The 23,891-nt window shown below is 72.6% G+C and carries 20 protein-coding genes; 11 read left to right on the top strand and 9 right to left on the bottom strand.

The features are described 5' to 3' along the window. Window positions 1-37 precede the first annotated feature (37 nt). Window positions 38-673, top strand: coding sequence for a DinB family protein (locus tag ACZ6RC_RS09950; RefSeq protein ID WP_469580526.1), 636 nt, complete (start codon window positions 38-40; stop codon window positions 671-673). Window positions 674-753: 80 nt separating this feature from the next. Here ACZ6RC_RS09950 and ACZ6RC_RS09945 read toward each other — a convergent pair whose 3' ends face one another. From ACZ6RC_RS09945 to ACZ6RC_RS09925, 5 genes are all read right to left on the bottom strand, one after another. Then, window positions 754-1,992, bottom strand: a complete 1,239-nt coding sequence (locus ACZ6RC_RS09945) for a styrene monooxygenase/indole monooxygenase family protein (RefSeq protein ID WP_453613711.1) — start codon at window positions 1,990-1,992, stop codon at window positions 754-756. A 151-nt stretch (window positions 1,993-2,143) separates the two neighbouring features. Continuing rightward, complete coding sequence (locus ACZ6RC_RS09940) at window positions 2,144-2,896, bottom strand: GTP-binding protein (protein ID WP_469580523.1); 753 nt, start codon at window positions 2,894-2,896, stop codon at window positions 2,144-2,146. Then, entirely contained in the window at window positions 2,877-3,290 is a 414-nt protein-coding gene (locus ACZ6RC_RS09935) for a DUF742 domain-containing protein (protein ID WP_391139250.1), read from the bottom strand. Before ACZ6RC_RS09935 ends, ACZ6RC_RS09940 begins: the two co-directional genes overlap by 20 nt. Beyond that, the gene (locus ACZ6RC_RS09930; RefSeq protein ID WP_391139251.1) at window positions 3,287-3,766 is read right to left on the bottom strand and encodes a roadblock/LC7 domain-containing protein; all 480 of its coding nucleotides are present in this window, start codon (window positions 3,764-3,766) and stop codon (window positions 3,287-3,289) included. Before ACZ6RC_RS09930 ends, ACZ6RC_RS09935 begins: the two co-directional genes overlap by 4 nt. After that, window positions 3,763-6,864, bottom strand: coding sequence for a sensor histidine kinase (locus tag ACZ6RC_RS09925; protein WP_469580517.1), 3,102 nt, complete (start codon window positions 6,862-6,864; stop codon window positions 3,763-3,765). Before ACZ6RC_RS09925 ends, ACZ6RC_RS09930 begins: the two co-directional genes overlap by 4 nt. A gap of 365 nt (window positions 6,865-7,229) precedes the next feature. On the opposite strand from ACZ6RC_RS09925, the gene ACZ6RC_RS09920 reads away from it, so the two are divergent. Further along, window positions 7,230-8,021, top strand: a complete 792-nt coding sequence (locus tag ACZ6RC_RS09920) for a hypothetical protein (RefSeq protein ID WP_469580514.1) — start codon at window positions 7,230-7,232, stop codon at window positions 8,019-8,021. A 116-nt stretch (window positions 8,022-8,137) separates the two neighbouring features. Here the strand turns inward: ACZ6RC_RS09920 and ACZ6RC_RS09915 are convergent, their stop codons facing one another. Continuing rightward, the gene (locus tag ACZ6RC_RS09915; protein ID WP_391139254.1) at window positions 8,138-8,620 is read right to left on the bottom strand and encodes a MarR family winged helix-turn-helix transcriptional regulator; all 483 of its coding nucleotides are present in this window, start codon (window positions 8,618-8,620) and stop codon (window positions 8,138-8,140) included. 243 nt (window positions 8,621-8,863) lie between these two features. Between ACZ6RC_RS09915 and ACZ6RC_RS09910 the strand changes: the two genes are divergently transcribed. Then, window positions 8,864-9,700, top strand: coding sequence for a lysozyme (locus ACZ6RC_RS09910; protein WP_469580511.1), 837 nt, complete (start codon window positions 8,864-8,866; stop codon window positions 9,698-9,700). A gap of 72 nt (window positions 9,701-9,772) precedes the next feature. On the opposite strand, the gene ACZ6RC_RS09905 is transcribed toward ACZ6RC_RS09910, so the two are convergent. Then, a complete protein-coding gene (locus ACZ6RC_RS09905) occupies window positions 9,773-10,432 on the bottom strand; it encodes a DUF5701 family protein (protein WP_391139256.1) in 660 nt (219 codons plus the stop codon). Window positions 10,433-10,711: 279 nt separating this feature from the next. Next, window positions 10,712-13,156, bottom strand: coding sequence for an endopeptidase La (gene lon / locus ACZ6RC_RS09900; protein ID WP_469580506.1), 2,445 nt, complete (start codon window positions 13,154-13,156; stop codon window positions 10,712-10,714). A 137-nt stretch (window positions 13,157-13,293) separates the two neighbouring features. Between lon and ACZ6RC_RS09895 the strand changes: the two genes are divergently transcribed. The 7 genes from ACZ6RC_RS09895 (at window position 13,294) to ACZ6RC_RS09865 (ending at window position 21,918) form a co-directional block, all read left to right on the top strand. Next, window positions 13,294-13,920 (top strand): GNAT family N-acetyltransferase, encoded by a 627-nt coding sequence (locus tag ACZ6RC_RS09895; RefSeq protein WP_469580503.1) that lies wholly within the window; start codon window positions 13,294-13,296, stop codon window positions 13,918-13,920. A 155-nt stretch (window positions 13,921-14,075) separates the two neighbouring features. After that, the gene (locus ACZ6RC_RS09890) at window positions 14,076-14,666 is read left to right on the top strand and encodes a hypothetical protein (RefSeq protein ID WP_469580501.1); all 591 of its coding nucleotides are present in this window, start codon (window positions 14,076-14,078) and stop codon (window positions 14,664-14,666) included. A gap of 305 nt (window positions 14,667-14,971) precedes the next feature. Further along, window positions 14,972-15,637, top strand: a complete 666-nt coding sequence (locus ACZ6RC_RS09885; RefSeq protein WP_453613691.1) for a spermidine synthase family protein — start codon at window positions 14,972-14,974, stop codon at window positions 15,635-15,637. Between the two features lie 59 nt (window positions 15,638-15,696). Continuing rightward, window positions 15,697-16,434: a response regulator transcription factor gene (locus ACZ6RC_RS09880; RefSeq protein WP_391139261.1), complete on the top strand. Its 738-nt coding sequence runs from the start codon at window positions 15,697-15,699 to the stop codon at window positions 16,432-16,434. Continuing rightward, complete coding sequence (locus ACZ6RC_RS09875) at window positions 16,431-17,516, top strand: HAMP domain-containing sensor histidine kinase (protein ID WP_391139262.1); 1,086 nt, start codon at window positions 16,431-16,433, stop codon at window positions 17,514-17,516. Before ACZ6RC_RS09880 ends, ACZ6RC_RS09875 begins: the two co-directional genes overlap by 4 nt. A 259-nt stretch (window positions 17,517-17,775) precedes the next feature. Next, window positions 17,776-21,621 carry a multifunctional oxoglutarate decarboxylase/oxoglutarate dehydrogenase thiamine pyrophosphate-binding subunit/dihydrolipoyllysine-residue succinyltransferase subunit gene (locus ACZ6RC_RS09870; protein ID WP_469580496.1) on the top strand — a complete coding sequence of 1,282 codons (3,846 nt, stop codon included), beginning with the start codon at window positions 17,776-17,778 and terminating at the stop codon, window positions 21,619-21,621. Between the two features lie 111 nt (window positions 21,622-21,732). Then, window positions 21,733-21,918 (top strand): DUF6104 family protein, encoded by a 186-nt coding sequence (locus ACZ6RC_RS09865; RefSeq protein WP_260228030.1) that lies wholly within the window; start codon window positions 21,733-21,735, stop codon window positions 21,916-21,918. A gap of 69 nt (window positions 21,919-21,987) precedes the next feature. On the opposite strand, the gene ACZ6RC_RS09860 is transcribed toward ACZ6RC_RS09865, so the two are convergent. Next, on the bottom strand, window positions 21,988-22,803 hold the full coding sequence (locus tag ACZ6RC_RS09860) for a hypothetical protein (protein ID WP_453613683.1): 816 nt from the start codon (window positions 22,801-22,803) through the stop codon (window positions 21,988-21,990). Window positions 22,804-23,018: 215 nt separating this feature from the next. Here ACZ6RC_RS09860 and ACZ6RC_RS09855 point away from each other — a divergent pair, with 215 nt between their 5' ends. After that, the gene (locus ACZ6RC_RS09855; RefSeq protein WP_391139265.1) at window positions 23,019-23,891 is read left to right on the top strand and encodes a DUF4097 family beta strand repeat-containing protein; all 873 of its coding nucleotides are present in this window, start codon (window positions 23,019-23,021) and stop codon (window positions 23,889-23,891) included.

Genomic DNA, 23,891 nt, shown 5'->3' with positions numbered 1-23,891 from the left:
GGCCCGGGTCCTGGCCAGGGGTGGAAGACTGCGCGGCATGGTCGAACCGAGTGCGAAGGCGGACCTTCTCCGCTACCTGCAAGAGGGGCGTGAAGCCCTGCTGTGGAAGCTCGACGGGCTCTCCGAGTACGACGTGCGCCGCCCGCTGACCCCTACGGGCACGAATCTGCTGGGGCTGGTCAAACACCTCGCGGGCGTGGAGCTGGGGTACTTCGGGGACACGTTCGGGCGGCCGTTCTTCGTCGAGGAGCCGCCCGCCTGGTGGTACACGGAGGACGCGGAGCCCAACGCGGACATGTGGGCCACCGCGGGCGAGTCGCGCGACGACATCGTCGGGCTGTACCGCCGGGCATGGGAGCACTCCGACCGCACGATCGCGACGCTGGCGCTCGACGCGACCGGTCACGTCCCGTGGTGGCCGCGGGAACGGCGGGAGGTGACCCTGCACCACATCCTGGTGCGCGTGATCTCCGACACCCAGCGGCACGCCGGTCACGCCGACATCGTACGAGAACTCATCGACGGATCCGTCGGGCAGCAGGACGGCAAGCCGGCCCTGCACCCGGGAGACCGGGCCTGGTGGGAGGAGCACCGGAACCGGCTGGAGCGCGTGGCCCGCGACGCCGGCGACGGCAACGGCAACGGCATCGGCGACGGCGACGGCGACGGCTGATGCACGCCGGAGGGGGCGGGGCCGACGGTGCGTACCGTCGGCCCCGCCCCCTCCTGGAGGCTCCGGACCGGGTCGGCGGCCTACTGGCCGGCGGAGACCGAGGCCAGGTACGCGCCCGTCTTCTCCGGGTCGTAGAAGAAGTTCTCGAAGTCGGCCGGGTCGTTGAAGCCGTTGGCGAACCGGTCGGCGACGGGCTGCAGTTGGCCGGCCGCGCCGATCAGGTTCAGGACGTGCTCCGGCGGGACGCCGAGCATGGCGTTGGTCCACTTGGTGACGTGCTGTGCGGTGTCCCAGTAGCGGTCGAAGGTGGCCCGCATCCAGGACTCGTCGAAGGGCCGGTCGCCGTTCTCGACGATCGAGGCGAGGTACGCGGCCGCGCACTTGGACGCGGAGTTGGAGCCCTGGCCGGTGATCGGGTCGTTGGCGACGACGACGTCGGCGACGCCCAAGACCAGGCCGCCGCCGGGGAGGCGGCCGATCGGGTTGCGGACGGTCGGGGCGTAGCGGCCGGCGAGCGTGCCGCCCGCGTCGGTCAGTTCGACCTTCGTGGCGCGCGCGTACTCCCACGGCGTGAACCGCTCCATCAGCTCCAGCGTGAGCGCCAGGTGCTCGGAGGGGTCCTTGACGCCCTGGAAGACGTCGAGCGGTCCGCCGGGGACGCCCTCCCAGAAGAGGATGTCGGCGCGGCCGGAGGTGGTGAGCGTGGGCATGACGAACAGTTCGCCGACCCCGGGGACCAGGTTGCAGCGCACGGCGTCGAAGTCGGGGTGCTCGGGGCGCGGGCCCAGGCCGTGGACGTACGCGACGGCCAGCGCGCGCTGCGGCTCGGCGTACGGGGAGCGGGCGGCGTCCCGGCCGAACATGGAGACCAGCTCGCCCTTGCCGGCGGAGACGAGGACCAGGTCGTACGAGCGGGAGAAGTAGTCCAGGTCGGAGACGGCGGCGCCGTGGATGACGAGCTGGCCGCCGCGCTGCGCGAAGGTCTCCATCCAGCCGGCCATCTTCACCCGCTGGTCGACGGACTGGGCGTAGCCGTCGAGCCGGCCCACCCAGTCGATGGGGCGGGAGGCGTCGGGGGCGGCGACGGAGACGCCGAGGCCCTGGATCCGCGGGGCCTGGGACTCCCAGAAGTTGATCGCGAGGTCGCGCTCGTGCTGGAGCGCGGTGTCGAACATGCACTGGGTCGACATGACCCGGCCGGACCGGATCTCGTCCGCCGTACGGTTGGACATCAGGGTGACTTCGTACCCCTGCGACTGCAGTCCGAGGGCGAGCTGGAGACCGGACTGGCCGGCGCCGACGATGAGTATCTTCCGCATGGCGGGGGTTCCTTACGACTGATCAGCGTGGTTCTGGGGGGTGGCCCGTGTTCCGGCGTGCTCTGCTCCGGCCCGCTCCGGTGCGCGCCGGGTCCGTCGGCGGGCTCCGCGGCCCGCGGCGGCTCCTCGGGCGCGCTCCGGCCCGCTCCGGCTATTCCGGGGTGGATTCCAGCGCGTGCGCGACCATGGCGAGCAGGGACTCGACCACGCTGTACCGCTTGCGCGCGTCCATGATCACCACGGGTACGTGCGGCGGCACGGTCAGCGCCTCCCGGACGTCCTCGGGCTCGAAGCGCTCGGTGCCCTCGAAGTGGTTGACGGCGACGATGTACGGCAGCCCGCAGCTCTCGAAGTAGTCGAGGGCGGGGAAGCAGTCCGTCAGCCGGCGGGTGTCGGCGAGCACGATCGCGCCGATCGCGCCGCGCACGAGGTCGTCCCACATGAACCAGAAGCGCTGCTGGCCCGGCGTGCCGAAGACGTAGAGGACCAGGTCGCTGTCGAGGGTGATCCGGCCGAAGTCCATCGCCACGGTCGTGGTGAGCTTGTCGGGCGTCGCGGAGAGGTCGTCGGTCTCCTCGCTCGCCTGCGTCATCAGCGCCTCGGTCTGGAGCGGGGTGATCTCCGAGACCGCGCGGACGAAGGTCGTCTTGCCGACGCCGAAGCCGCCCGCGACCACGACCTTGGTGGCTATCGGGGCGCGGGTGTGGTCCAGCTGCCAGTCCTGCGCGCCGTCCTCGGCCGCCGGGCGCAGCGGATCGGGCCCGGCGTCGGGGCCGGTTCCCGGCGCGGCCGCGTGCCCTGCTCCGGACACTGTCTCGGCCTCGGTCCGGGGCTGGGCGGGGATGCCGGCGAGCGCCGGGGAGTCGGAGACGGCGGCGGTGACGTCAGAGGCGACGGAGTCCACTCAGCACCCTTTCGAGGAGCGCGCGGTCGGGCTGGCCGGTGCCGTGACCGGTCCCGTACACACGGATCTTTCCCTGGTCGGCCAGGTCGCTGAGCAGCACCCGGACGACACCCAACGGCATCTTCAGGAGGGCCGAGATCTCCGCGACCGTACGCATCCGGCGGCAGATCTCGACGATGGCCCGCATCTCCGGCATGAGGCCGCGGGCGCCGGGCCCGCCGTCCGTCAGTACCTTGCGGCGCGGCGGCGCTTCGAGGGCGGCCACGAAGGTCTCGACGAGCAGGACGTGGCCGAAGCGGGTGCGGCCACCGGTGAGGGAGTACGGGCGGACCCGCGCGGGCCGGCGGCCCTCTCCGCGGATCGGCAGGTGGGGGACGTGGGAGGCGGACGTCACTGGGTGCTCTCCATCGATTTGCGCAGCTCGCTGCGGAGTTCGGGGGTGAGTACGTGTCCGGCGCGGCCGACGAAGAGCGCCATGTGGTAGGCGACGACGCTCATGTCGCAGTCGGGGGTGGCGTGGACGCCGAGCAGCGAGCCGTCGCTGATCGACATGACGAAGACGCTGCCCTCCTCCATCGCCACCATGGTCTGCTTGACCCCGCCGCCGTCCATCAGCCGGGCCGCGCCGATGGTGAGGCTGCCGATGCCCGAGACGATGGTCGCGAGGTCGGCGCTGGAGCCCCGGGGGCCGGTGGGGCGTTCCTCGCTGGGCCCGACGTTCTGGGCCGGGTCGGAGGACAGCAGGAGCAGCCCGTCGGAGGACACGACGGCGACGGAGCGCACGCCGGGCACCTCCTCGACGAGGTTGCCCAGCAGCCAGTGCAGGTTGCGTGCTTCCCTGCTCAGTCCGAACGTTCCGGTCGCAGTCAACTGCGTGCCTCCTCGACTGTGTCCCCCGTCTTCTCCTCGGTCCGTGCTTCCGTCTGTGCCGCCGCGTCCGCCTCCGGTCCCGCTTCCCCGCGGGCCTCGGTGCGTTCTTCGGTACGGGCGGTCTGTACGGCCTCGATCTCCGCCTCCACGTCCCGGCGGCCCGCCTGGGCCCCCTGGTGGAAGCCCCCGAGCCTGCGGCGCAGGGCATCGGCGTCGACACCGCCCCTGCGCGGGGTGGTCGGGGTGTCGGCCTGGCGGACTATCTTCGGCGTGCGCTTGGGCAGCCCCTTGTCGGTGACGCGCGGGGTCTCCGCCGGTTCCTCCGGCTCGTTCGCCTCGTCCCAGGCGTGCGGCTCCGCGTGCGGGCCTTCCGGCGTGGCGCGCTCGTGGGTGTCCGGCTCGGGCGGCGGCTCGGGGAGACGGACCTGGAGGGTCGTCTCGGCGAGGGACTCCACGGCGGGTTCCGGTCCGGGGGCGGGGGCGGGGGCGGGTACGGGCGCGGGTTCCGGCTCGGCCGCCGCCGCGGGCGCGGGCCCCGGCTCGTACGGCTCCGCCGGGCCCGACTCGCCAAGGCCGGGCTCGCTGACGCCAGGCTCGCTGACACCGGACTCGCTGACGCCGGGCTCCGGAGCGCCCCGCTCCGCCACCGCACCGGCCTGTGCGACCTGCTCCGCCTGCTCGACCTGCTCCGCCTGCTCGATCTGCTCCGCCTGGCCGGCCTGCTCCGCCGCGATGGCCTGCTCCGCCTGGTCCGCCGCGATGGCCTGTTCCGCCGCCTCGACGAGCGGGTCGCGGGTACGGGACGGCAGGGTGTTGGAGTTGGCCTCGGCGACCGAGCCCGGGAGGTTCAGGGTGGGCGCCCCGCCCGCGACCGGCACGGTCGGCGGGACGGCGGTCGGCGGGGCCGTCGGCAGCAGCGGCAGCGGGAGAACGACGACGGCCGCGATGCCGCCCTGCTTCTGCTCGCGCAGCTCCACCCGTACGCCGTGGCGGGCGGCGAGCAGGGCCGCGACGCGGATGCCGAGCCCTTCCCCGTCGATGTCCGCCGGGTCGGCCTCGGCGAGGCGGGCGTTGAGCTCCGCGAGGCGGGAGTCGGTCATGCCGATGCCCTCGTCCTGGACGGAGAGCATCACCTCGCCGGATTCCAGGAGCCAGCCGGAGAGCTGGACCTGGGCGTCGGGCGGCGAGAAGGCGGTGGCGTTCTCGAGCAGTTCGGCGACCAGGTGGCTGAGGTCGTCCGCGGCGAACCCGGCGACCTGCGCGTGCGGCGGGAGGGACTGGATGGTCACCCGTTCGTAGCGCTCGATCTCGCTGACGGCGGCGCGCAGCACGTCGACGAGCGGGACCGGCCCCGGGTGGCCGTGGACGTGCTCATGACCTGCGAGGACCAGCAGGTTCTCGCTGTGGCGGCGCATGACGGTCGCCATGTGGTCGAGCTTGAAGAGGGTGGCGAGGCGCTCCGGGTCCTGCTCGCGCTCCTCCAGCTTCTCGATGACGCCGAGCTGGCGCTCCACCAGGCCGAGGCTGCGCAGGGAGAGGTTGACGAAGGTGTGGTGGACGCTGCCGCGCAGCCGCGCCAGTTCGGCGGTGAGCAGGGCCGTCTGTCCCTGCAGTTCGGCCCGCTGGGTGGCGAGGTCGGCGGCGACGGCGTCGCGGGCGCCCGCCAGGTCGGCGCGCTCGCTGTCGAGCTGCTCGGTGCGGGTGGCGAGGGCGGCCAGCTTGGTCTGGAGGGTGTTGAGGGACCGTACGACCTGGGCGAACTCGTCGTTGCGGCCGGTGAAGCGGATCGGCTCCTCGGTCTCGGGGGCGCCGGCGAGGCGGGCGGCTCCGATGCGGACCACGGCGAGCGGACGGGTGAGGGTCCGGGCGACGAAGGTGGAGATGCCGACCGCGACGAGGAGGCAGCCGCCGAGGAACGCGATGCGCACTTCGAGGGCGGTGACGTCGTCGTCGCGGAGCTCGGTGAACCGCTCGACCTGTCCGGTGGCGAGCGCGGACTCGACTCCCCGCATCTGCTCGATGCGGGCGGAGAGCGCGGACCCCAGCTTCTCGTGGTCCGTCTTCCGCTCGGATGCGGACAGTTCCGGCTGGTCGGTGAGGCGGGCGAGGTAGCGTTCGGCGCTCTTGACGTCCGGTCCCGTGACCGTGGCGGCGAGGGAGTCGCGGCCCTCCGCGGTGGCGGCCTGGTCGAAGTCGGCGAGGGCGGCCAGTTCCCGGACCCGGGCCTGCTGCGCGGCGGCGGTCAGGGCGTCCCGGGCGCGGTCGGCCTCCTCCGCCCCCTCGGGCTCGTCCGGTACGTACGTACCGGTGACGGGGTCGTAGTGGGTGGTGCCGGTGGACTCCGGCTCCGGGACGGCGAGGGCGGCCAGGAGCAGGCCGCGGGCGGCGGAGGCCTGCTCGACGGCGCGGCCGAGGGCGGCGGGGGCCCTGGTGGCCTCGGCGGCGCGGGGCGGGGTCTTCTCGGCGAGTTCCTCGGCGAGGCCGTGGAGCTTGGCGATGATCTCCGAGTAGGCCCGGTGGGCCTCCAGGGCGGTGCCCTTGCCGGTGAGGGCGGTACGGCGGACGGAGGGCAGGGCGGCAAGGTCGCGGCGCAGCTCGGAGCCGGCGGCGGGCCGGATCTCGTCGATCTGCCGGTCGACCCGGGTGGAGCCGGCGCTGGTGATCTGGCGGCGGTCCTCGCGCGGGCCCTGCTGCTCGTCCCGGCCCGCGGCGATGTACGCGACGACCTCGTCGCGCTCGTCGGCGAGGGAGTGGGCGAGGGTGACGGCCTGGCGGTCGAGCTGGGCGAGGGTGACGAGCCGCTGGGAGTCGCTCAGTTCGCCGGAGGCGGTGAGGACGGCGGGGGCGCCGGCGGCCAGGACGGTGATCCCGACGAGGGCCACTCCGGCGACCAGGCGGTTGCGGACGCGCTTGGGGCGGCCGACGGGCGCCGCGGGGGGCGTGGTGCCCGCACCGCTCACGGGAACTGTACCGGGGCCGGGCAGGGGGGTGTTCGCGCCGGGGCCCTGGGCGTCGCCCGTGGACAGCGGGTCACCCGGGGTCTGGCTCCGCGTGCCGCTGTTGCTCCGAGGCCGCTTCTTCTGCACCGGTGCTCGCATTCTCGACTCGTCCGCCCATGAAGCAGAGGTGACGACCGGTCACGTGATAGAGCGCCCCCACCCCTGGTACGGCTTCCGACCATTCCAGCGCTTTTCTGGGAAGGGGACGCGCATCGGCCGCACCGCCACCCGAACGAGTGAACAACACTCCCGAGTTGGCGAACAACTTCCGCGGACGCCCGGCAGGGGGTCGCGCGGGGCCCCGGTTGGATCTTCCGCGCGGGCTTTGGCAGGATGCCCGCCCGCAGCTTCCCGGAGGCCGCCGTTCCGCCTGCCGTCCGGGCGTCGGGGGCTCGGTACGGGCCTGATTCGGCCGTCTGGAGGTGCTGTGAAGGAGTGATGCGCACGGGGGCAGACTGGGGATCATGCGTACCGACGTGGCCACTCTGCCCGGCAGCCCCGAACGCCCCAATGAGGACTGGGCCGCCGCTGCTCTTCCCGCTTCCGGCACGGGCGGGACGGTCGTGGTGCTGGACGGCGTGACGCCGCCGCTCGGAGCGTACGGATGTGTGCACGGAGTCCCCTGGTTCACCGCACGACTTGGCGGCGCTTTGACCGAACTGTCCGCTTCTCGGCCCGAGATGACGTTGTCCGGGATCCTCGCGTCGGCAATCCGGCGCACCGCGGACGCCCACCGGGGCAGCTGTGACCTTTCTCACGTCCGTACGCCGCAGGCGACGGTCGCGATGGCGCGCTGGGACGGGGAGCGGGTCGAACACCTGGTGCTGTCCGACGCCGTTCTGCTGCTGGAGGCGCCCGGCGGGGCGGTGCGGGCGGTGCGGGACGACCGGCTGGACCGCGTCCCGGCCGAGACGCTGCTCTCGCTGGAGGCGACGGACCGGCTGCGCAATCAGGAGGGCGGCTTCTTCACGGCGGCGGCGGATCCGGCGGTGGCCCGGTGGGCGGTGACCGGCACGACGCCGGCGGCGGAGGTACGGGCCCTGGCGGCGCTCACCGACGGCGCGGCGCGCTGGGTGGAGCGGTTCGGGGCGGGCGACTGGGCGGCCTGCGTGGGGGTGCTGCGCGCGGAGGGGGCGCCCGGCCTCCTCCGGCGCGTACGGGCGCTGGAGACGGCGGACGCCGCGGCGGGCGGCTCCCGCCGGGGGAAGCGGCACGACGACGCGACGGCGGTGTACGCGGAGCCGGCGGGGGCGTAGGCCGTGCCCGGGCGGCCGGTCCCGGAAGGCAGCCGGTCCCGGAGGGCAGCCGCGGAAGGCCGGCCCGCGGCAGGTGCGCCCGGAAGAAGCGGTCCCGAGGGGCCGGCCCCGAAAGGTCAGCTCTCCGCGCGGGTGTTCAGCTGGTGCAGCAGGCGGGCCAGTTCGGCGACCTCGCCCCGGTCCCAGTCGGCGAGCTTGCGGACGTACCGCCCGCGCCGGGCGTCCCGTACGCGCCGGAAGCGGCCCTGGCCCTCCTCCGTGAGCCGGACGAGCGAGGCGCGCCCGTCGGCCGGGTCGGGGTCGCGGGCGACGAGGCCGAGGTCCTCCAGGGCGCGCAGCTGACGGCTCATGGTCGCCTTGCCGACACCGAAGTAGCCGGCGAGATCGGTGGCCCGCTGCGGGCCGGTGTCGTCCAGCCGTACGAAGAGGCCGTAGGCGGCGGGCTCCAGTTCGGGGTGGACTTCGCGGGCCATCTCGCCGGACTGGGCGCGGGCGCGCCGGAGGAAGACCGCCAGCTCCCGTTCCAGCGCCAGGAATTCCTGGTCCACACCACTTCCGCCGGTGGGCCCGCCTTCACTTCCCGTACCGCTGCCGTGCACGTCAGCCCCCTCGCGCGCTTTCCGGTCGCTGAAAGTTTCCTTCGCCGACGGCCGTTCCCGCAGCTCCCTCAGTATTTCGCAGGAGTAGACCAACGGCAGCACCCGGCCCCTCTTCCGTGGGGCGGGTCTACGTGCGTAGCGTCTCTCCCGGCACCCGAATGACATGTCCACCGCAAGACCGGCGGGGGCATGGCACGGCCCTGCCCCCTCTTCCCCTCCCACCGAGCCTTTCGGAGGCACGCCATGCCCGTGCACAGATCCGGAAAGAACCTCGCCGGGGCCGCCCTCGCGGCCCTGAGCCTGCTCCTCCCCCTCACCCTCTCCGGCCCGGCGAACGCCGCGGACGACCCCGGCGCCCGGCAGGTGCCCGCCCGGGGCTCCGCGTGGATGGGCATGGGGGTGCCCGCGCACGACGGCCACGGCGGCAAGCCCGGCGGCGTCTCGGTCCAGGCCGGCCAGACCGAGGGCGTGGACGTCTCCAGCCACCAGGGGAATGTGGCCTGGTCGACCCTGTGGAACAGCGGGGTGCGGTGGGCCTACGTCAAGGCGACGGAGGGCACGTACTACAAGAACACGTACTTCTCGCAGCAGTACAACGGTTGGTACAACGTGGTCATGATCCGCGGGACGTACCACTTCGCGACCCCCGACACGACGACGGGCGCGGCGCAGGCGGACTACTTCGTGAACAACGGGGGCGGCTGGTCCAAGGACGGCAGGACGCTGCCGGGGGCGCTGGACATCGAGTGGAACCCGTACGGCGCGGCCTGCTACGGCAAGACGCAGTCCGGGATGGTGACCTGGATCCGCGACTTCCTCGACCGGTACAGGGCCAGGACCGGCCGCGACGCGGTGATCTACACCGCGACGAGCTGGTGGAAGCAGTGCACCGGCAACTACGGCGGCTTCGGGGCGGCGAACCCGCTCTGGGTCGCGCGGTACGCCACGGCGGTCGGCGAACTCCCGGCGGGGTGGCCGTACTACACGATGTGGCAGTACACCTCGTCCGGCCCGACGGTCGGCGACCACAACCACTTCAACGGCGACCTCTCACGGGTGCAGGCCCTGGCCAACGGCTGAGGCGGCGGCCGGCGGCTTCCCGGGCGCGCGGCGCGCCCGGGAAGCCGCCGCGGCCGCCGTCGTCCCTGGGGACTAGGCGACCCGGCCCGTGGTGGAGGCGAAGCCGAGCCAGGTGTGGCGGTTGTTCCACCAGCACCAGCCGACCTTGGGGGCGTCGCGCCGCTCGCGGCCGTCCCGGCCCGTGCCGTTGCTGATCCAGATCGCGGGGGTGCGCGCGTCGAAGGTGCCGTTCGCCTTGCGCAGCCGGGAGCCGATGGTCATGAAGCAGAGGTTGCGCTCCAGGGCCGCCGGCTGCTGGAGCACCCAGTGGATGCCCTCGCTGAGCAGCAGCGGGGTGCGGTCCTCCTTGGCCAGGGCGGGCAGCGCCTCGTCCGGGCTCCAGTTGGACATGTGGTCGCCGCGGTCGACGCCGGTGACGAGGTACAGCGGAGCGTCGGGCACCGGCACGGTGTCGAGCGGGGCGAACGCGTCGACGTCGGGCATGTCGACGACGACGAAGCCGGCCTTGTCGCCGCGCCGGAGCAGCGGCGCGAGCGCGGAGGCGGGCGCACGGTCCGGGTGGACGGCGAGCAGCGCGTCCTCGCGTGCGGCGCCGGCCCCCTCGGCGAAGGCGCGCAGCTCGTCGGCCGGTATGCCCGCGAGCTCGTGCACGCCGAGCTCGATCAGCCGCTCGGCCTGGGCGGCGAGCGGCGGAAGCGGGGGCAGTGCGGGGTTCGACGGGGTGTCGGTCAAGTCTCTCCTCGGTTCGTACGACGGCGGTACGGGCGGTGCGCAGGCGGTGCGCACGGTTCGGCGGTACACCCGGTACACGCGGGTAGGCAGCAGCAGAACGGCACAACCCCGTGAAATGTTCCCGGCCACGCCGTTCATTCCGCGTCAACTCCCCGCACGACGGCGGCCCTCGGCCCGGTGACCCCGCACACGCGCGCGTGGGGCGCCCCTTCGGAAAGGGGCGCCCCACGCCGTACCCGGATCTCCGTACGCAGATCTCCGTAGGCGTACCTCCGTCGCCTACGCCACTACGCTCACCGGGACCTCCGCCGGGGAGAGGGCGATGTCGAGGACCTGGCGCACGTCCGTGACCGGGTGGACGTCCAGCTTCTCCAGGATCTCGGCCGGGACGTCGTCCAGGTCCGGTTCGTTGCGCTTGGGGATCACGACCGTCGTGATGCCGGCGCGGTGGGCGGCGAGGAGCTTCTGCTTCACGCCGCCGATCGGCAGGACGCGGCCGGTCAGCGACACCTCGCCGGTCATCGCCACGTCCGTGCGGACCAGCCGGCCGGAGAGCAGCGAGGCCAGCGCGGTCGTCATGGTGACGCCCGCGCTCGGGCCGTCCTTGGGGACGGCGCCCGCCGGGAAGTGGATGTGCACGCCGCGGTCCTTCAGGCCGGTGACGGGCAGCTCCAGTTCGGCGCCGTGCGAGCGGAGGAAGGAGAGCGCGATCTGCGCGGACTCCTTCATCACGTCGCCGAGCTGACCGGTGAGCGTGAGCCCCGCCGCCCCCGTCTCCGGGTCGGCCAGCGAGGCCTCCACGAAGAGGACGTCACCGCCCGCCCCGGTGACCGCGAGGCCGGTCGCGACGCCGGGAACGGCGGTGCGCCGCTCGGCCGGGTCCTGGGCCGACTCGGGCACGTGATGCGGACGCCCGATCAGTCCCCGCAGGTCATCCGGGGTGATCGTGAGCGGCAGCTCGCGGTCGCCCAGTTCGTGCTCCGCCGCGACCTTCCGCAGCAGCCGGGCGATCGAGCGCTCCAGGGTGCGGACGCCCGCCTCCCGGGTGTACTCCCCGGCCAACTTCCGCAGCGAAGCGTCCTCCAGGACGACCTCGCCGGGCTCCAGGCCGGCCCGCTCCAGCTGCCGGGGCAGCAGGTGGTCGCGGGCGATGACGATCTTCTCGTCCTCGGTGTACCCGTCGAGCCGGACCAGCTCCATCCGGTCGAGCAGCGCCTCCGGGATGGCCTCCAGGACGTTCGCCGTCGCCAGGAAGACGACGTCGGAGAGGTCGAGTTCGACCTCCAGGTAGTGGTCCCGGAAGGTGTGGTTCTGCGCCGGGTCGAGGACCTCCAACAGGGCCGCGGCCGGGTCGCCCCGGAAGTCGGAGCCGACCTTGTCGATCTCGTCGAGCAGGACCACCGGGTTCATGGACCCGGCCTCCTTGACCGCCCGTACGATCCGTCCCGGCAGAGCGCCGACGTACGTCCGCCGGTGGCCGCGGATCTCCGCCTCGTCCCGTACGCCGCCGAGCGCGACCCGGACGAACTTCCGCCCCATGGCGTGCGCCACGGACTCGCCGAGCGAGGTCTTGCCGACGCCGGGCGGGCCGACGAGCGCGAGCACGGCGCCGCCGCGCCGGCCGCCGACCACGCCGAGGCCCCGCTCGGCGCGCCGCTTGCGCACCGCGAGGTACTCGGTGATCCGCTCCTTCACGTCCTCCAGGCCCGCGTGCTCGGCGTCGAGGACGGCCTTGGCGCCCTGGATGTCGTAACGGTCCTCGGTCCGCTCGTTCCACGGCAGCTCCAGGACGGTGTCCAGCCAGGTGCGGATCCAGGAGCCCTCCGGGGACTGGTCGCTGGACCGCTCCAGCTTCTCGACCTCCTTGAGCGCCGCCTCCCGCACCTTCTCGGGCAGGTCGGCGGCCTCCACGCGCGCGCGGTAGTCGTCGGACTCGTCGCCCTCGGACTCGCCGTTCAGCTCGCGCAGTTCCTTGCGTACGGCGTCGAGCTGGCGCCGCAGCAGGAACTCGCGCTGCTGCTTGTCGACACCCTCCTGGACGTCCTTGGCGATCGTCTCGGCGACGTCCTGCTCGGCCAGGTGCTCGCGCAGCTGCGCGGTGGCGAGCCGGAGGCGGGCGACCGGGTCGGCGGTCTCCAGGAGTTCGACCTTCTGCTCGACGGTGAGGAAGGGCGAGTAGCCGGAGTTGTCGGCGAGGGCGGCGACGCCGTCGATCTGCTGGACGCGGTCCACGACCTGCCAGGCGCCGCGCTTCTTCAGCCAGCTGGTGGCCAGCGCCTTGTACTCCTTGACCAGTTCGGTCACGGCGCCGGGCAGCGGGTCGGGCACGGTCTCCTCGACGACGGTCCCCTCGACCCACAGGGCCGCGCCGGGGCCGGTCGTCCCGGCGCCGATCCGCACACGGCCGCGACCGCGGATGAGCGCGCCGGGGTCGCCGTCGGAGAGCCGGCCGACCTGCTCGACGGTGCCGAGGACGCCTGTCCCGGCGTACGTCCCGTCGACGCGCGGCACCAGCAGCACCCGCGGCTTGCCCGCACCGCCACCCGCCCCGTCCCCGGCTCCGGCGGAGCCGGAGCGCGCGGCGGCCTGGGCGGCCTCCACCGCGGCGCGTACATCGGCGTCGGACAGGTCGAGCGGCACCACCATCCCCGGCAGCACCACCTCGTCGTCGAGCGGCAGCACGGGCAGGGTGAGCGTCGGGTACTCCGTGGACTCGGCAGTCATGATCTCCCCTTCGGCAGTCAAGTTGAGCTATGCCGACTCAATGCATGTGAGCCTCCGAATGTTCCCCTGCCGCCGTTCGCTCTCAGCGATCACCCTCGCGCGGCCCGCCACCCTGCCGATGTAATACCTCCATGGATATGGGAGCTATTACAGCCGCGTGGGTGGCGGGCTGGACCGTCTCACGCGGCACCCCGCCCGCCGTCCCCGAGCCCTGGGGCTACCGCATCGACGTCGGCCTGCCGCGGCACGTCTTCCGCCATGTCCTGCCGGCCCCCGACGCGGTCTCGGTGGGCAAGCTCTGCGCGGACGTCACCGAGCCGTACGCCTGGCTGAAGATCATGGCGACGGCCGAGGAGGCCGCGGAGTGGATCACTCCGGGCTGGTCGATCCCCGACGACCCCGGCTTCATGATGTGCAAGCGCCTCGACGCGCGCGTGCGTCCGCCCGCGCCGGAGGGGTACGCCCGGACGACCGAGGTCACCGACGGCGTGATCCGCGTCAGGATCCTCGCCCCGGACGGCACCCTCGCCGCGCGCGGGCAGATCGCCCCGACCGGCTCGACGGCGGTCGCCGACCAGGTCGAGACCGACCCCGCCCACCGCCGGCGCGGCCTCGGCTCCAACGTCATGCGCGCCCTCGAAGCGGCCGCCGCGCAGACCGGGGCGGTGACAGGGGTCCTCTCGGCGACGACGGACGGCATCGGCCTGTACGGGACGCTGGGGTGGCGGTACGAGGGTCCGCTCACCGGGATCGTGCGTGCCTGAAGCCGGCTGTCTTGCCGTCACGGATGGACCGTGCCCCCGGCTCCGACCGCCGGCTCTCGGCGCCCGGCTGTCGGCTCGGATGCCCTCACCCGGCCTCTGTTCAACCGGACCCGCCGGAAGGCATGCTCGGGCGCATGGGACAGAGGGGTGGGCGCGTGAGGCGGGTCGGCCGGAACACGGGCGCGCGGACGGGGCGGGACCGTCGGCCGTACGCGAGGCTGTGGGCCGTCGCGGTGATGCTGGGCGCGGCGCTGACCGTGGCCGGCTGCGGGCCGGACGCGCCCCCACCCCGCGCCTACTCCCCCACGACGGCGCCCGGTTCCGACGCGCCGACCCCGCCCTCCGCTCCGCCCGAGGTGAGCGTCCCGCCGACCCCGACGGCGAGCGACCACCGGCCGGGCCCGCGGGAAGTCCTCGTCGAAGTCGGCGTCAGCGGCGGCTACGCCGGAGTGAACAACCAGCTGGTCGTCCACTACGACGGCGGCTACACCACCCGCTCCGGCACCGGGCCGGCGCGGACCGGCCGGATGACCCCCGCCCAGGTCGCGGAACTCCGCGCCGCGCTGGAGGCCCCGGCGTACGCGGCGGTGCCCGTACGCCCCACTGGTAAGCCCGTCTTCGACGGCTTCCGGTACGTCGTGTCGCACCGGTACCGGGTCGTCGTCGCCGCGGACGGCGAGCTTCCGGCGGCCCTGCGGCGGGTCTTCGACGCCCTTCCCGACGGCGGCCCGCCGACGACCCCCTGACCCCGCACCGCGTCCCCGACACCGGTCGGTGCGCCCGCCCGGGCCCGTACCCCCGCCTCCCGGACGACGCCGCGCCTCACCGAAGGACCCGCCGGAGAACTGCCGCCTCCTCCCCAGGTGCCTCTGGCGAGTGAGCCGAAGGGGCCGTCGGGGGAACACGGCCGAGCGCGCGCAGCTCCCGAGGAACGAGGGAGCGAGCACGTACGGCCGTGTGAGTCCGACTCTCAGGCCCCGGAGGCGAACCGAGCCTCCAAAAAAATAGGATGGCGGGACGACCCGCCGAGCCCGAGATCGGAGCGAGAACCATGTCGAGTCCCGTCACCCTCGACCGCCGCGAGGGACCGTACGGAGAGGTCGTGTTGCGCCGCCGCGGCGACGACTTCGAGATCATCGTGAACGGCACGTTCCTCATGGACACCTCCGATGGGCGTTCCGAGCGGACGCTGATCGACGCGGCGATGGAGGCGCTCGGCGGACGTCATGGCGCCTCGGTCCTGATCGGCGGTCTCGGTGTCGGCTTCTCCCTGGCGCACGCGGCCGCCGACCCGCGGTGGGCGCGGATCGCGGTGGTGGAGCGGGAGGACGCGATCATCGACTGGCACCGGGGTGGCCCGTTGGCCGCGGTCTCGGGCGCCGCCCTGGCGGATCCGCGGTGCGTGATCCTGCACACGGACATGATCGAGTACCTGCACGACTCCCCCGACACCTTCGACGCGATCTGTCTGGACATCGACAACGGCCCGGGCTGGACCGTCACCGAAGGCAACGAATCCCTGTACTCCGCCGAGGGTTTGGCGGCCTGTGCGGCCCGCCTCAACCCCGGTGGGATCCTCGCCGTCTGGTCCGCGCAGCCGTCCGCCGATTTCGAAGCAACCTTGCGGAATGCCGGATTCAGCGGGGTACGGACGGAAGAGATCCCGGTTGCCCGGGGCGTCCCGGACGTGGTGCACCTCGGCATCAGGCCTGCGTAGCCGGGACGCCGCCGCTGCCTCTACGCTGCTGACCGACATCAGCTACGCAAGGCAGGGCAATGGAGCAGACACACACCACTCACCACGGTGCGGCGGCCACTCCGGGCGCGCAGCGGCGTGTGCTGGTCGTCGAGGACGACACGACGATCGTGGATGCGATCTCCGCGCGGTTGCGGGCGGAGGGGTTCCTCGTCCAGACGGCGACGGACGGTCCGGCGGCCGTCGACGCGGCGGAGGCCTGGCAGCCGGACCTGATGCTGCTGGACGTGATGCTCCCGGGCTTCGACGGCCTGGAGGTGTGCCGCCGGGTCCAGGCCCAGCGGCCCGTGCCGGTCCTGATGCTCACCGCCCGGGACGACGAGACGGACATGCTGGTCGGGCTCGGCGTCGGCGCCGACGACTACATGACCAAGCCGTTCTCCATGCGCGAGCTGGCCGCCCGGGTGCACGTCCTGCTGCGGCGGGTGGAGCGGGCCGCGATGGCGGCCGTGACCCCGCGCAGCGGCATCCTGCGCCTCGGCGAGCTGGAGATCGACCACGCGCAGCGCCGGGTCCGGGTCCGGGCCGAGGACGTCCATCTGACGCCCACCGAGTTCGACCTGCTGGTCTGCCTGGCGAACACCCCCCGCGCGGTCCTCTCCCGGGAGCAGCTGCTCGCGGAGGTGTGGGACTGGGCGGACGCCTCGGGGACCCGGACCGTGGACAGCCACATCAAGGCGCTGCGCCGGAAGATCGGGGCGGAGCGGATCCGTACCGTCCACGGCGTCGGCTACGCCCTGGAGACACCGGCGCCGTGATCCGCCGCGAGGCGCGTACGAGACGCCGGATCGCCATCTCGATCAAGACCAAGCTGGGCACGCTGGTCGTCGGGGCGGTCCTGCTGACCTCCGGGCTCGCCCTGGTGGCGATCAGGACCTCGACGGAGTTCCGGTACATCACGGTCTTCGCGATGATCGCGACGCTGCTGATCACCCAGTTCGTGGCGCAGTCGCTGACGGCGCCGCTGGACGAGATGAACACGGTGGCCGGGTCGATCTCGCGCGGCGACTTCAGCCGGCGGGTGCGCGGCGCGGACCGCCGGGACGAGCTGGGGGACCTCGCCTCGACGATCAATCGGATGGCGGACGACCTGGAGGCGGTCGACCGGCACCGCAAGGAGTTGGTGGCGAATGTCTCGCACGAGCTGCGGACGCCCATCGCCGCGCTCCGAGCGGTTCTGGAGAACGTGGTCGACGGGGTCTCCGAGGCGGACCCGGAGACGATGCGGACGGCGCTGAAGCAGACCGAGCGGCTGGGCCGGCTGGTGGAGACCCTGCTCGACCTGTCACGTCTTGACAACGGTGTCGTCACGCTGAAGGCACGGCGGTTCGAGGTGTGGCCTTACCTGTCGGGGGTGCTGCGGGAGGCCAATCTGGCCGCGTCGCAGCGCGGTCTGACGACCACCTCCGGCCTGCACCGGCGTACGGACGTCCATCTGCACCTCGACGTCTCGCCGCCGGAGCTCACGGCGCACGCGGACGCGGAGCGGCTGCACCAGGTGATGGCCAATCTCATCGACAACGCGGTGAAGCACTCGCCCGCGCACGGCCGGGTGACCGTACGGGCCCGGCGGGGGGCCTGGCCGGACTCGCTGGCGCTGGAGGTGGAGGACGAGGGCCCGGGCATCCCGGAGCACCTGCGCCGCACGGTCTTCGAGCGGTTCAACCGGGGATCGGTGCCGGCCCAGTCGGGTCCGGGCAGCGACGGCGGCACAGGGTTGGGGCTGGCGATCGCCCGCTGGGCGGTGGATCTGCACGGCGGGGAGATCGGAGTGGCCGAATCGTCACGCGGCTGCCGTATCCAGGTCACCCTTCCGGGCGGCCCTCCGGCGCGGGATTGACGTAGGGTTCGAACCGGAAGGACCAGGCCCGCGGGTACGTGGTCAGGGTTGCGGGCCCCAGGGGGCCGCAACCCCCGTCTCCCCTACCCGGGAGAGGGCAGAACCACGCTTGTTTCCCGCCATTCCATGCCCCGAAACGCTCCGTCAAGTGTGACTTGCGCGACGTTGGAGTGCCCGGCCTGCACCTCCCGGCCAGGGAGGCGTAGCCTTTATTTCCGCTGTCCATCACCTTGTGAAGCGGAAGAGGGCGGTTACCGCCGTGTCGTCTCAGTCCCCCAGTAACTCGAGCATCTCCACCGACCAAGACGGGCAGGGTCAGAACCCTGCGACCGCCTTCGGCGCCAATGAGTGGCTCGTCGACGAGATCTACCAGCAGTACCTCCAGGACCCGAATTCGGTCGATCGTGCCTGGTGGGACTTCTTCGCCGACTACAAGCCCGGCTCTTCGGAGACTCCCGCCGCCGCGGGGGCGGCCGGAGCCACCCCGACCCCGCCGGCCACGTCGCCGGCCCCGAGCGCGCCCGCCGCGCCGCAGGCGGGCCCCGCACAGGCCGCGCCTGCCGCCCCGGCGGCTCCGGCGGCTCCGGCCCAGGCCGCGCCGGCCCAGGCGCCCGCCAAGCCCGCGGCGGCCGCTCCGGCCCCGAAGGCGCCGGCCCCGGCCGCCAAGGCCCCGGCCCAGGCTCCGGCGAAGCCCGCCGCCGCTCCGGCGGCCGAGGCCCCGGCCGGTCCCGAGCTGATCACCCTGCGCGGCCCCGCCGCCGCCGTGGCGAAGAACATGAACGCCTCGCTGGAGGTGCCGACGGCCACGTCCGTCCGCGCCGTCCCGGTGAAGCTGCTCTTCGACAACCGGATCGTGATCAACAACCACCTCAAGCGCGCCCGGGGCGGGAAGATCTCCTTCACGCACCTCATCGGGTACGCCATGGTGCAGGCGATCAAGGCCATGCCGTCGATGAACTACTCCTTCGCGGAGAAGGACGGCAAGCCGACCCTGGTCAAGCCGGAGCACGTGAACTTCGGTCTCGCGATCGACCTGGTGAAGCCCAACGGCGACCGCCAGCTCGTCGTCGCCGGCATCAAGAAGGCCGAGACCCTGAACTTCTTCGAGTTCTGGCAGGCCTACGAGGACATCGTCAAGCGCGCCCGCGTCGGCAAGCTGACGATGGAGGACTTCTCCGGCGTCACGGTCTCGCTGACCAACCCCGGCGGCCTCGGCACCGTCCACTCCGTGCCGCGTCTGATGCCCGGGCAGTCCGTCATCATGGGCGTCGGCTCGATGGACTACCCCGCCGAGTTCCAGGGCACCTCCCAGGACACCCTGAACAAGCTGGGCATCTCCAAGGTCATGACGCTGACGTCGACCTACGACCACCGGGTCATCCAGGGCGCCGCCTCCGGCGAGTTCCTGCGGATCGTCGCCAACCTCCTCCTCGGCGAGGAGGGCTTCTACGACGACATCTTCAAGGCCCTGCGCATCCCGTACGAGCCGGTCCGCTGGCTCAAGGACATCGACGCCTCGCACGACGACGACGTCACCAAGGCCGCGCGGGTCTTCGAGCTGATCCACTCCTACCGGGTCCGCGGCCACGTCATGGCCGACACCGACCCGCTGGAGTACCGCCAGCGCAAGCACCCCGACCTGGACATCACCGAGCACGGCCTCACCCTGTGGGACCTGGAGCGCGAGTTCGCGGTCGGCGGCTTCGCCGGCAAGTCGATGATGAAGCTCCGCGACATCCTCGGCGTGCTCCGCGACTCGTACTGCCGCACCACCGGCGTCGAGTTCATGCACATCCAGGACCCGAAGCAGCGCAAGTGGATCCAGGACCGCGTCGAGCGCTCGCACTCCAAGCCGGAGCGCGAGGAGCAGCTGCGGATCCTGCGCCGGCTGAACGCCGCCGAGGCGTTCGAGACCTTCCTGCAGACCAAGTACGTCGGCCAGAAGCGGTTCTCCCTGGAGGGCGGCGAGTCCGTCATCCCGCTGCTCGACGCGGTCATCGACTCCGCCGCCGAGTCCCGCCTGGACGAGGTCGTCATCGGCATGGCCCACCGCGGCCGCCTGAACGTCCTCGCCAACATCGTCGGCAAGTCGTACGCGCAGATCTTCCGCGAGTTCGAGGGCAACCTCGACCCGAAGTCGATGCACGGCTCCGGCGACGTGAAGTACCACCTGGGCGCCCAGGGCACCTTCACCGGCCTGGACGGCGAGCAGATCAAGGTCTCGCTCACCGCCAACCCCTCGCACCTGGAGGCGGTCGACCCGGTCCTGGAGGGTGTCGTCCGCGCCAAGCAGGACGTCATCAACAAGGGCGGCACGGACTTCACCGTCCTGCCCGTCGCCCTGCACGGCGACGCGGCCTTCGCCGGCCAGGGCGTCGTCGCCGAGACGCTGAACATGTCGCAGCTGCGCGGTTACCGCACCGGCGGCACGGTCCACATCGTCATCAACAACCAGGTCGGCTTCACCGCCGCCCCGGAGTCCTCGCGTTCCTCGATGTACGCGACCGACGTGGCCCGCATGATCGAGGCGCCGATCTTCCACGTGAACGGCGACGACCCGGAGGCCGTGGTCCGCGTCGCGCGGCTCGCCTTCGAGTTCCGCCAGACGTTCAACAAGGACGTCGTGATCGACCTCATCTGCTACCGCCGCCGCGGTCACAACGAGGGCGACAACCCGCAGTTCACCAACCCGCAGATGTACAACCTGATCGACAAGAAGCGTTCGGTGCGCAAGCTGTACACCGAGTCGCTGATCGGTCGCGGCGACATCACGCTGGAAGAGGCGGAGCAGGCGCTCCAGGACTTCCAGGGCCAGCTGGAGAAGGTCTTCGCGGAGGTCCGCGAGGCCACCTCGGCGCCGGCCCCGGCGCACGTCCCGGACGCCCAGCCCGAGTTCCCGGTCGCCGTCACCACCGCGGTCTCCCAGGAGGTCGTGAAGCGGATCGCCGAGTCGCAGGTCAGCATCCCGGAGCGGGTCACGGTCCACCCGCGCCTGATGCCGCAGATGCAGCGCCGCGCGGCCTCCATCGACGACGGCACCATCGACTGGGGCTTCGGCGAGACCCTCGCCATCGGCTCGCTGCTGATGGAGGGCACCACGGTCCGGCTGTCCGGCCAGGACTCCCGCCGTGGCACCTTCGGCCAGCGGCACGCGGTCCTGGTGGACCAGGAGACCGGCGAGGACTACACCCCGCTGCTCTACCTCGCCGAGGACCAGGCCCACTACAACGTCTACGACTCGCTGCTCAGCGAGTACGCGGCGATGGGCTTCGAGTACGGCTACTCCCTGGCCCGCCCGGACTCCCTGGTGATCTGGGAGGCCCAGTTCGGTGACTTCGTCAACGGCGCGCAGACCGTCGTCGACGAGTTCATCTCCTCGGCCGAGCAGAAGTGGGGCCAGACCTCCGGCGTCACGCTGCTCCTGCCGCATGGTTACGAAGGCCAGGGCCCGGACCACTCGTCCGCCCGCCCGGAGCGCTTCCTCCAGATGTGCGCGCAGGACAACATGACGGTCGCCATGCCGACCCTGCCGTCGAACTACTTCCACCTGCTGCGCTGGCAGGTCCACAACCCGCACCACAAGCCGCTGATCGTCTTCACCCCGAAGTCGATGCTGCGCCTGAAGGCCGCGGCGTCGAAGGTGGAGGAGTTCACCACCGGCGGCTTCCGTCCGGTGATCGGCGACTCCGCCGTCGAGGCGGGTACGACGAACGCCGCCGACATCCGCAAGGTCGTCTTCTGCTCCGGCAAGGTCTACTACGACCTGGAGGCCGAGCGGCAGAAGCGCGGTGTCACGGACACGGCGATCATCCGTCTGGAGCGCCTGTACCCGCTGCCGGGTGCCGAGCTCCAGGCCGAGATCGCCAAGTACCCGAACGCCGAGAAGTACCTGTGGGCGCAGGAGGAGCCGGCGAACCAGGGTGCCTGGCCGTTCATCGCGCTCAACCTGATCGACCACCTGGACCTGGCGGTCGGCGCCGACATCCCGCACGGCGAGCGCCTGCGCCGGATCTCGCGTCCGCACTCCTCGTCCCCGGCGGTCGGTTCGGCCAAGCGCCACCAGGCCGAGCAGCAGCAGCTGGTCAACGAGGTCTTCGACGCCTGATCCCGCTGTTCCGGTACGTTCCGCGTACGGAGGCCCGGCACCCCGCGAGGGGGCCGGGCCTCCGGCGTACGCGCCCGTCCCGGCCTGGGGCGCACGGCCTATCCTGAGCGCATGTACTTCACTGACCGTGGCATCGAGGAACTGGAGAAGCGGCGCGGCGAGGAGGAGGTCTCCTTCGAGTGGCTCGCCGAGCAGCTGCGTACGTTCGTGGACCTCAACCCCGACTTCGAGGTGCCCGTCGAGCGCCTGGCAACGTGGCTGGCGCGCCTGGACGACGAGGACGAGGACGAGGAGTAGGACCGGAGGGAAGCCGTCCGGACGGGGACGGCAGGGGCCGCTGGAGCCCGTGAGGGGTCCGGTGGGGGGTTACGTCCCGCGGATCCGGTCGTAGGCGAGGCCCAGTCCCCCGTGGGCGACGAGCAGGGCTCCCGCCGCCGCCCAGCCGCCGCTGCGGCGGGCGAGGCCCCAGGCGAGGAGCGGCAGGCCGGCCCCCAGCTGGGCCGCGCCGAGGAGCCGGGCCCGGGGCCCGCGCAGGTACGGCCCCAGGCGGCCCTCCTCCACCGCGGCCAGTTCGGCGCGTACGGCCTCGCGCCAGCCGGACCATTCGAGCTCTTCCGCCCCTTGGGCGAGGGCGACGGAGCGGAGCCGGTCGGCGCTCTCGCCGGGGGTGAGCCCGACCGGCAGATCCAGGCCCACGCGCGCGAGGACCGCCGTCAGACCGATGAGCCTGCTGTGGGCATCGGCGTCCGCGTCGGGTTCGGTGAGCGGCTCCAGGTCCTGGACGTCCAGGACGGGGTCGAGGGCGAGCCGGGCCGCGAAGGTGCGCATGGCCTCGTCCTCGCCGGCCGGGGTGCCGGCCGCCAGCCAGGTGTAGCCGACGGTGCGGCGGAAGCCGTTGGCCAGGGTGAACCCGGCCCGGTCCTCGTCCCACCAGAGCGCCAGGACGGGCCAGGTGGCGGCGGAGACGGCCAGCGCGGTGGCCCAGCCCGTGACGACCCGGTCGACGGGTTCGCCGCCGTGCAGCCACGGCTTCCCCTCGGGGACGATGACGCTCCATTCGCTGCCTGCCGGGGCGAGGAGCAGCTCCTCCCGCAGCAGTTGGGCCGGCGGGCGGACCGCCGCGGGGTCGGCACGGCAGAGCAGCAGGGCCCCGACGGGGCGGACGCCGGATGTCGCGTTCATGGCCCATACGCTAGGCCAATTTGTCACGGTTCGGGGTATTCCGGTGGCCCGAGGGCGAGCCGGATGTCCCCAGGCGCCCCCGGAGAGGGTTGACTTCCGACCACCGCGATATATCGTGTCTTTCGGAGACGCGATATGTTGCGTGATGCGTCACCGCGTCGGCGTGCCGGAGACCGGGCGTCGCGCATCGCGTCGTCAAACGGGAGGTCAGCACCATGACAGAGTGGTCCGTCGCCGAGCCCAGGAAGCTCACCCTGCCCGAGCCCGTGACCCGGCTGCGGGTCCGCATCGTCGGCGGCGCGGTGAACGTCGTCGGGACCGACGAGAGTGCGGCGCGCCTGGAGGTCTCCGAGATCGAGGGACCGCCGCTGATCGTGACCCAGGACGGCTCGACGCTGACCGTGAGCTATGAGGACCTGCACTGGAAGGGGTTCCTCAAGTGGTTCGACCGCGAGGGCCTGCGCCGCAGGGCCGTCGTCTCCGTCGCCGTCCCGGCCGGGGTGGACGTGGAGGTGGGCGTGGTCGGCGCCGGCGCGGTGGTCTCCGGGATCCGGGGCCGTACGGACATCCGCGGCGTCACGGGCGACACCACGCTCGTCGGTCTCTCCGGACCGGTCCACGCCGAGAGCGTCTCCGGCAGCCTGGAGGCGCAGGCGGTCACGGGCGCGCTGCGGGTCAACTCGGTGACCGGCGACGTCACGGTGATCGAGGGCGCGGGCTGCTCGGTGAAGGCCGAGACGGTCAGCGGGGACATGGTCATCGATCTCGACCCGGCCGACCGGGAAGGACCGCCCGCCGACATCCGGCTCACCAGCGTCTCCGGGGAGGTCGCCATCCGGCTGCCCCACCCGACGGACGCCCGGGTCCAGGCGAACACGACCAGCGGCTCCGTCACCAACGCCTTCGCCGACCTGCGGGTGGCGGGGCAGTGGGGCTCCAAGAGCATCACCGGCACCCTCGGGGCGGGCCGGGGCACGCTCAAGGCGACCACCGTCTCCGGCTCCATCGCACTGCTGCGCCGCCCCGACCCGGCCCCCGCCGAGGGCGAGGCCCCCGACGCGTCCACCACCTCCGGAAAGGTGCTCTGA

This window comes from Streptomyces sp. NPDC048353 (genome assembly GCF_055587165.1).
The sequence above is the reverse complement of the archived record's forward strand: the minus strand, read 5'-3'. Positions and strand labels throughout refer to the sequence as shown.

Bases quoted from the DNA above. Each gene is read 5' to 3' on its own strand.
- ACZ6RC_RS09950 (WP_469580526.1), top strand. From the start codon at position 38: ATGGTCGAACCGAGTGCGAAGGCGGACCTTCTCCGCTACCTGCAAGAG.
- ACZ6RC_RS09945 (WP_453613711.1), bottom strand. From the start codon at position 1,992: ATGCGGAAGATACTCATCGTCGGCGCCGGCCAGTCCGGTCTCCAGCTC.
- ACZ6RC_RS09925 (WP_469580517.1), bottom strand. From the start codon at position 6,864: ATGCGAGCACCGGTGCAGAAGAAGCGGCCTCGGAGCAACAGCGGCACG.
- ACZ6RC_RS09920 (WP_469580514.1), top strand. From the start codon at position 7,230: ATGCGTACCGACGTGGCCACTCTGCCCGGCAGCCCCGAACGCCCCAAT.
- ACZ6RC_RS09910 (WP_469580511.1), top strand. From the start codon at position 8,864: ATGCCCGTGCACAGATCCGGAAAGAACCTCGCCGGGGCCGCCCTCGCG.
- lon (WP_469580506.1), bottom strand. From the start codon at position 13,156: ATGACTGCCGAGTCCACGGAGTACCCGACGCTCACCCTGCCCGTGCTG.
- ACZ6RC_RS09895 (WP_469580503.1), top strand. From the start codon at position 13,294: ATGGGAGCTATTACAGCCGCGTGGGTGGCGGGCTGGACCGTCTCACGC.
- ACZ6RC_RS09885 (WP_453613691.1), top strand. From the start codon at position 14,972: ATGTCGAGTCCCGTCACCCTCGACCGCCGCGAGGGACCGTACGGAGAG.
- ACZ6RC_RS09880 (WP_391139261.1), top strand. From the start codon at position 15,697: ATGGAGCAGACACACACCACTCACCACGGTGCGGCGGCCACTCCGGGC.
- ACZ6RC_RS09865 (WP_260228030.1), top strand. From the start codon at position 21,733: ATGTACTTCACTGACCGTGGCATCGAGGAACTGGAGAAGCGGCGCGGC.
- ACZ6RC_RS09860 (WP_453613683.1), bottom strand. From the start codon at position 22,803: ATGAACGCGACATCCGGCGTCCGCCCCGTCGGGGCCCTGCTGCTCTGC.
- ACZ6RC_RS09855 (WP_391139265.1), top strand. From the start codon at position 23,019: ATGACAGAGTGGTCCGTCGCCGAGCCCAGGAAGCTCACCCTGCCCGAG.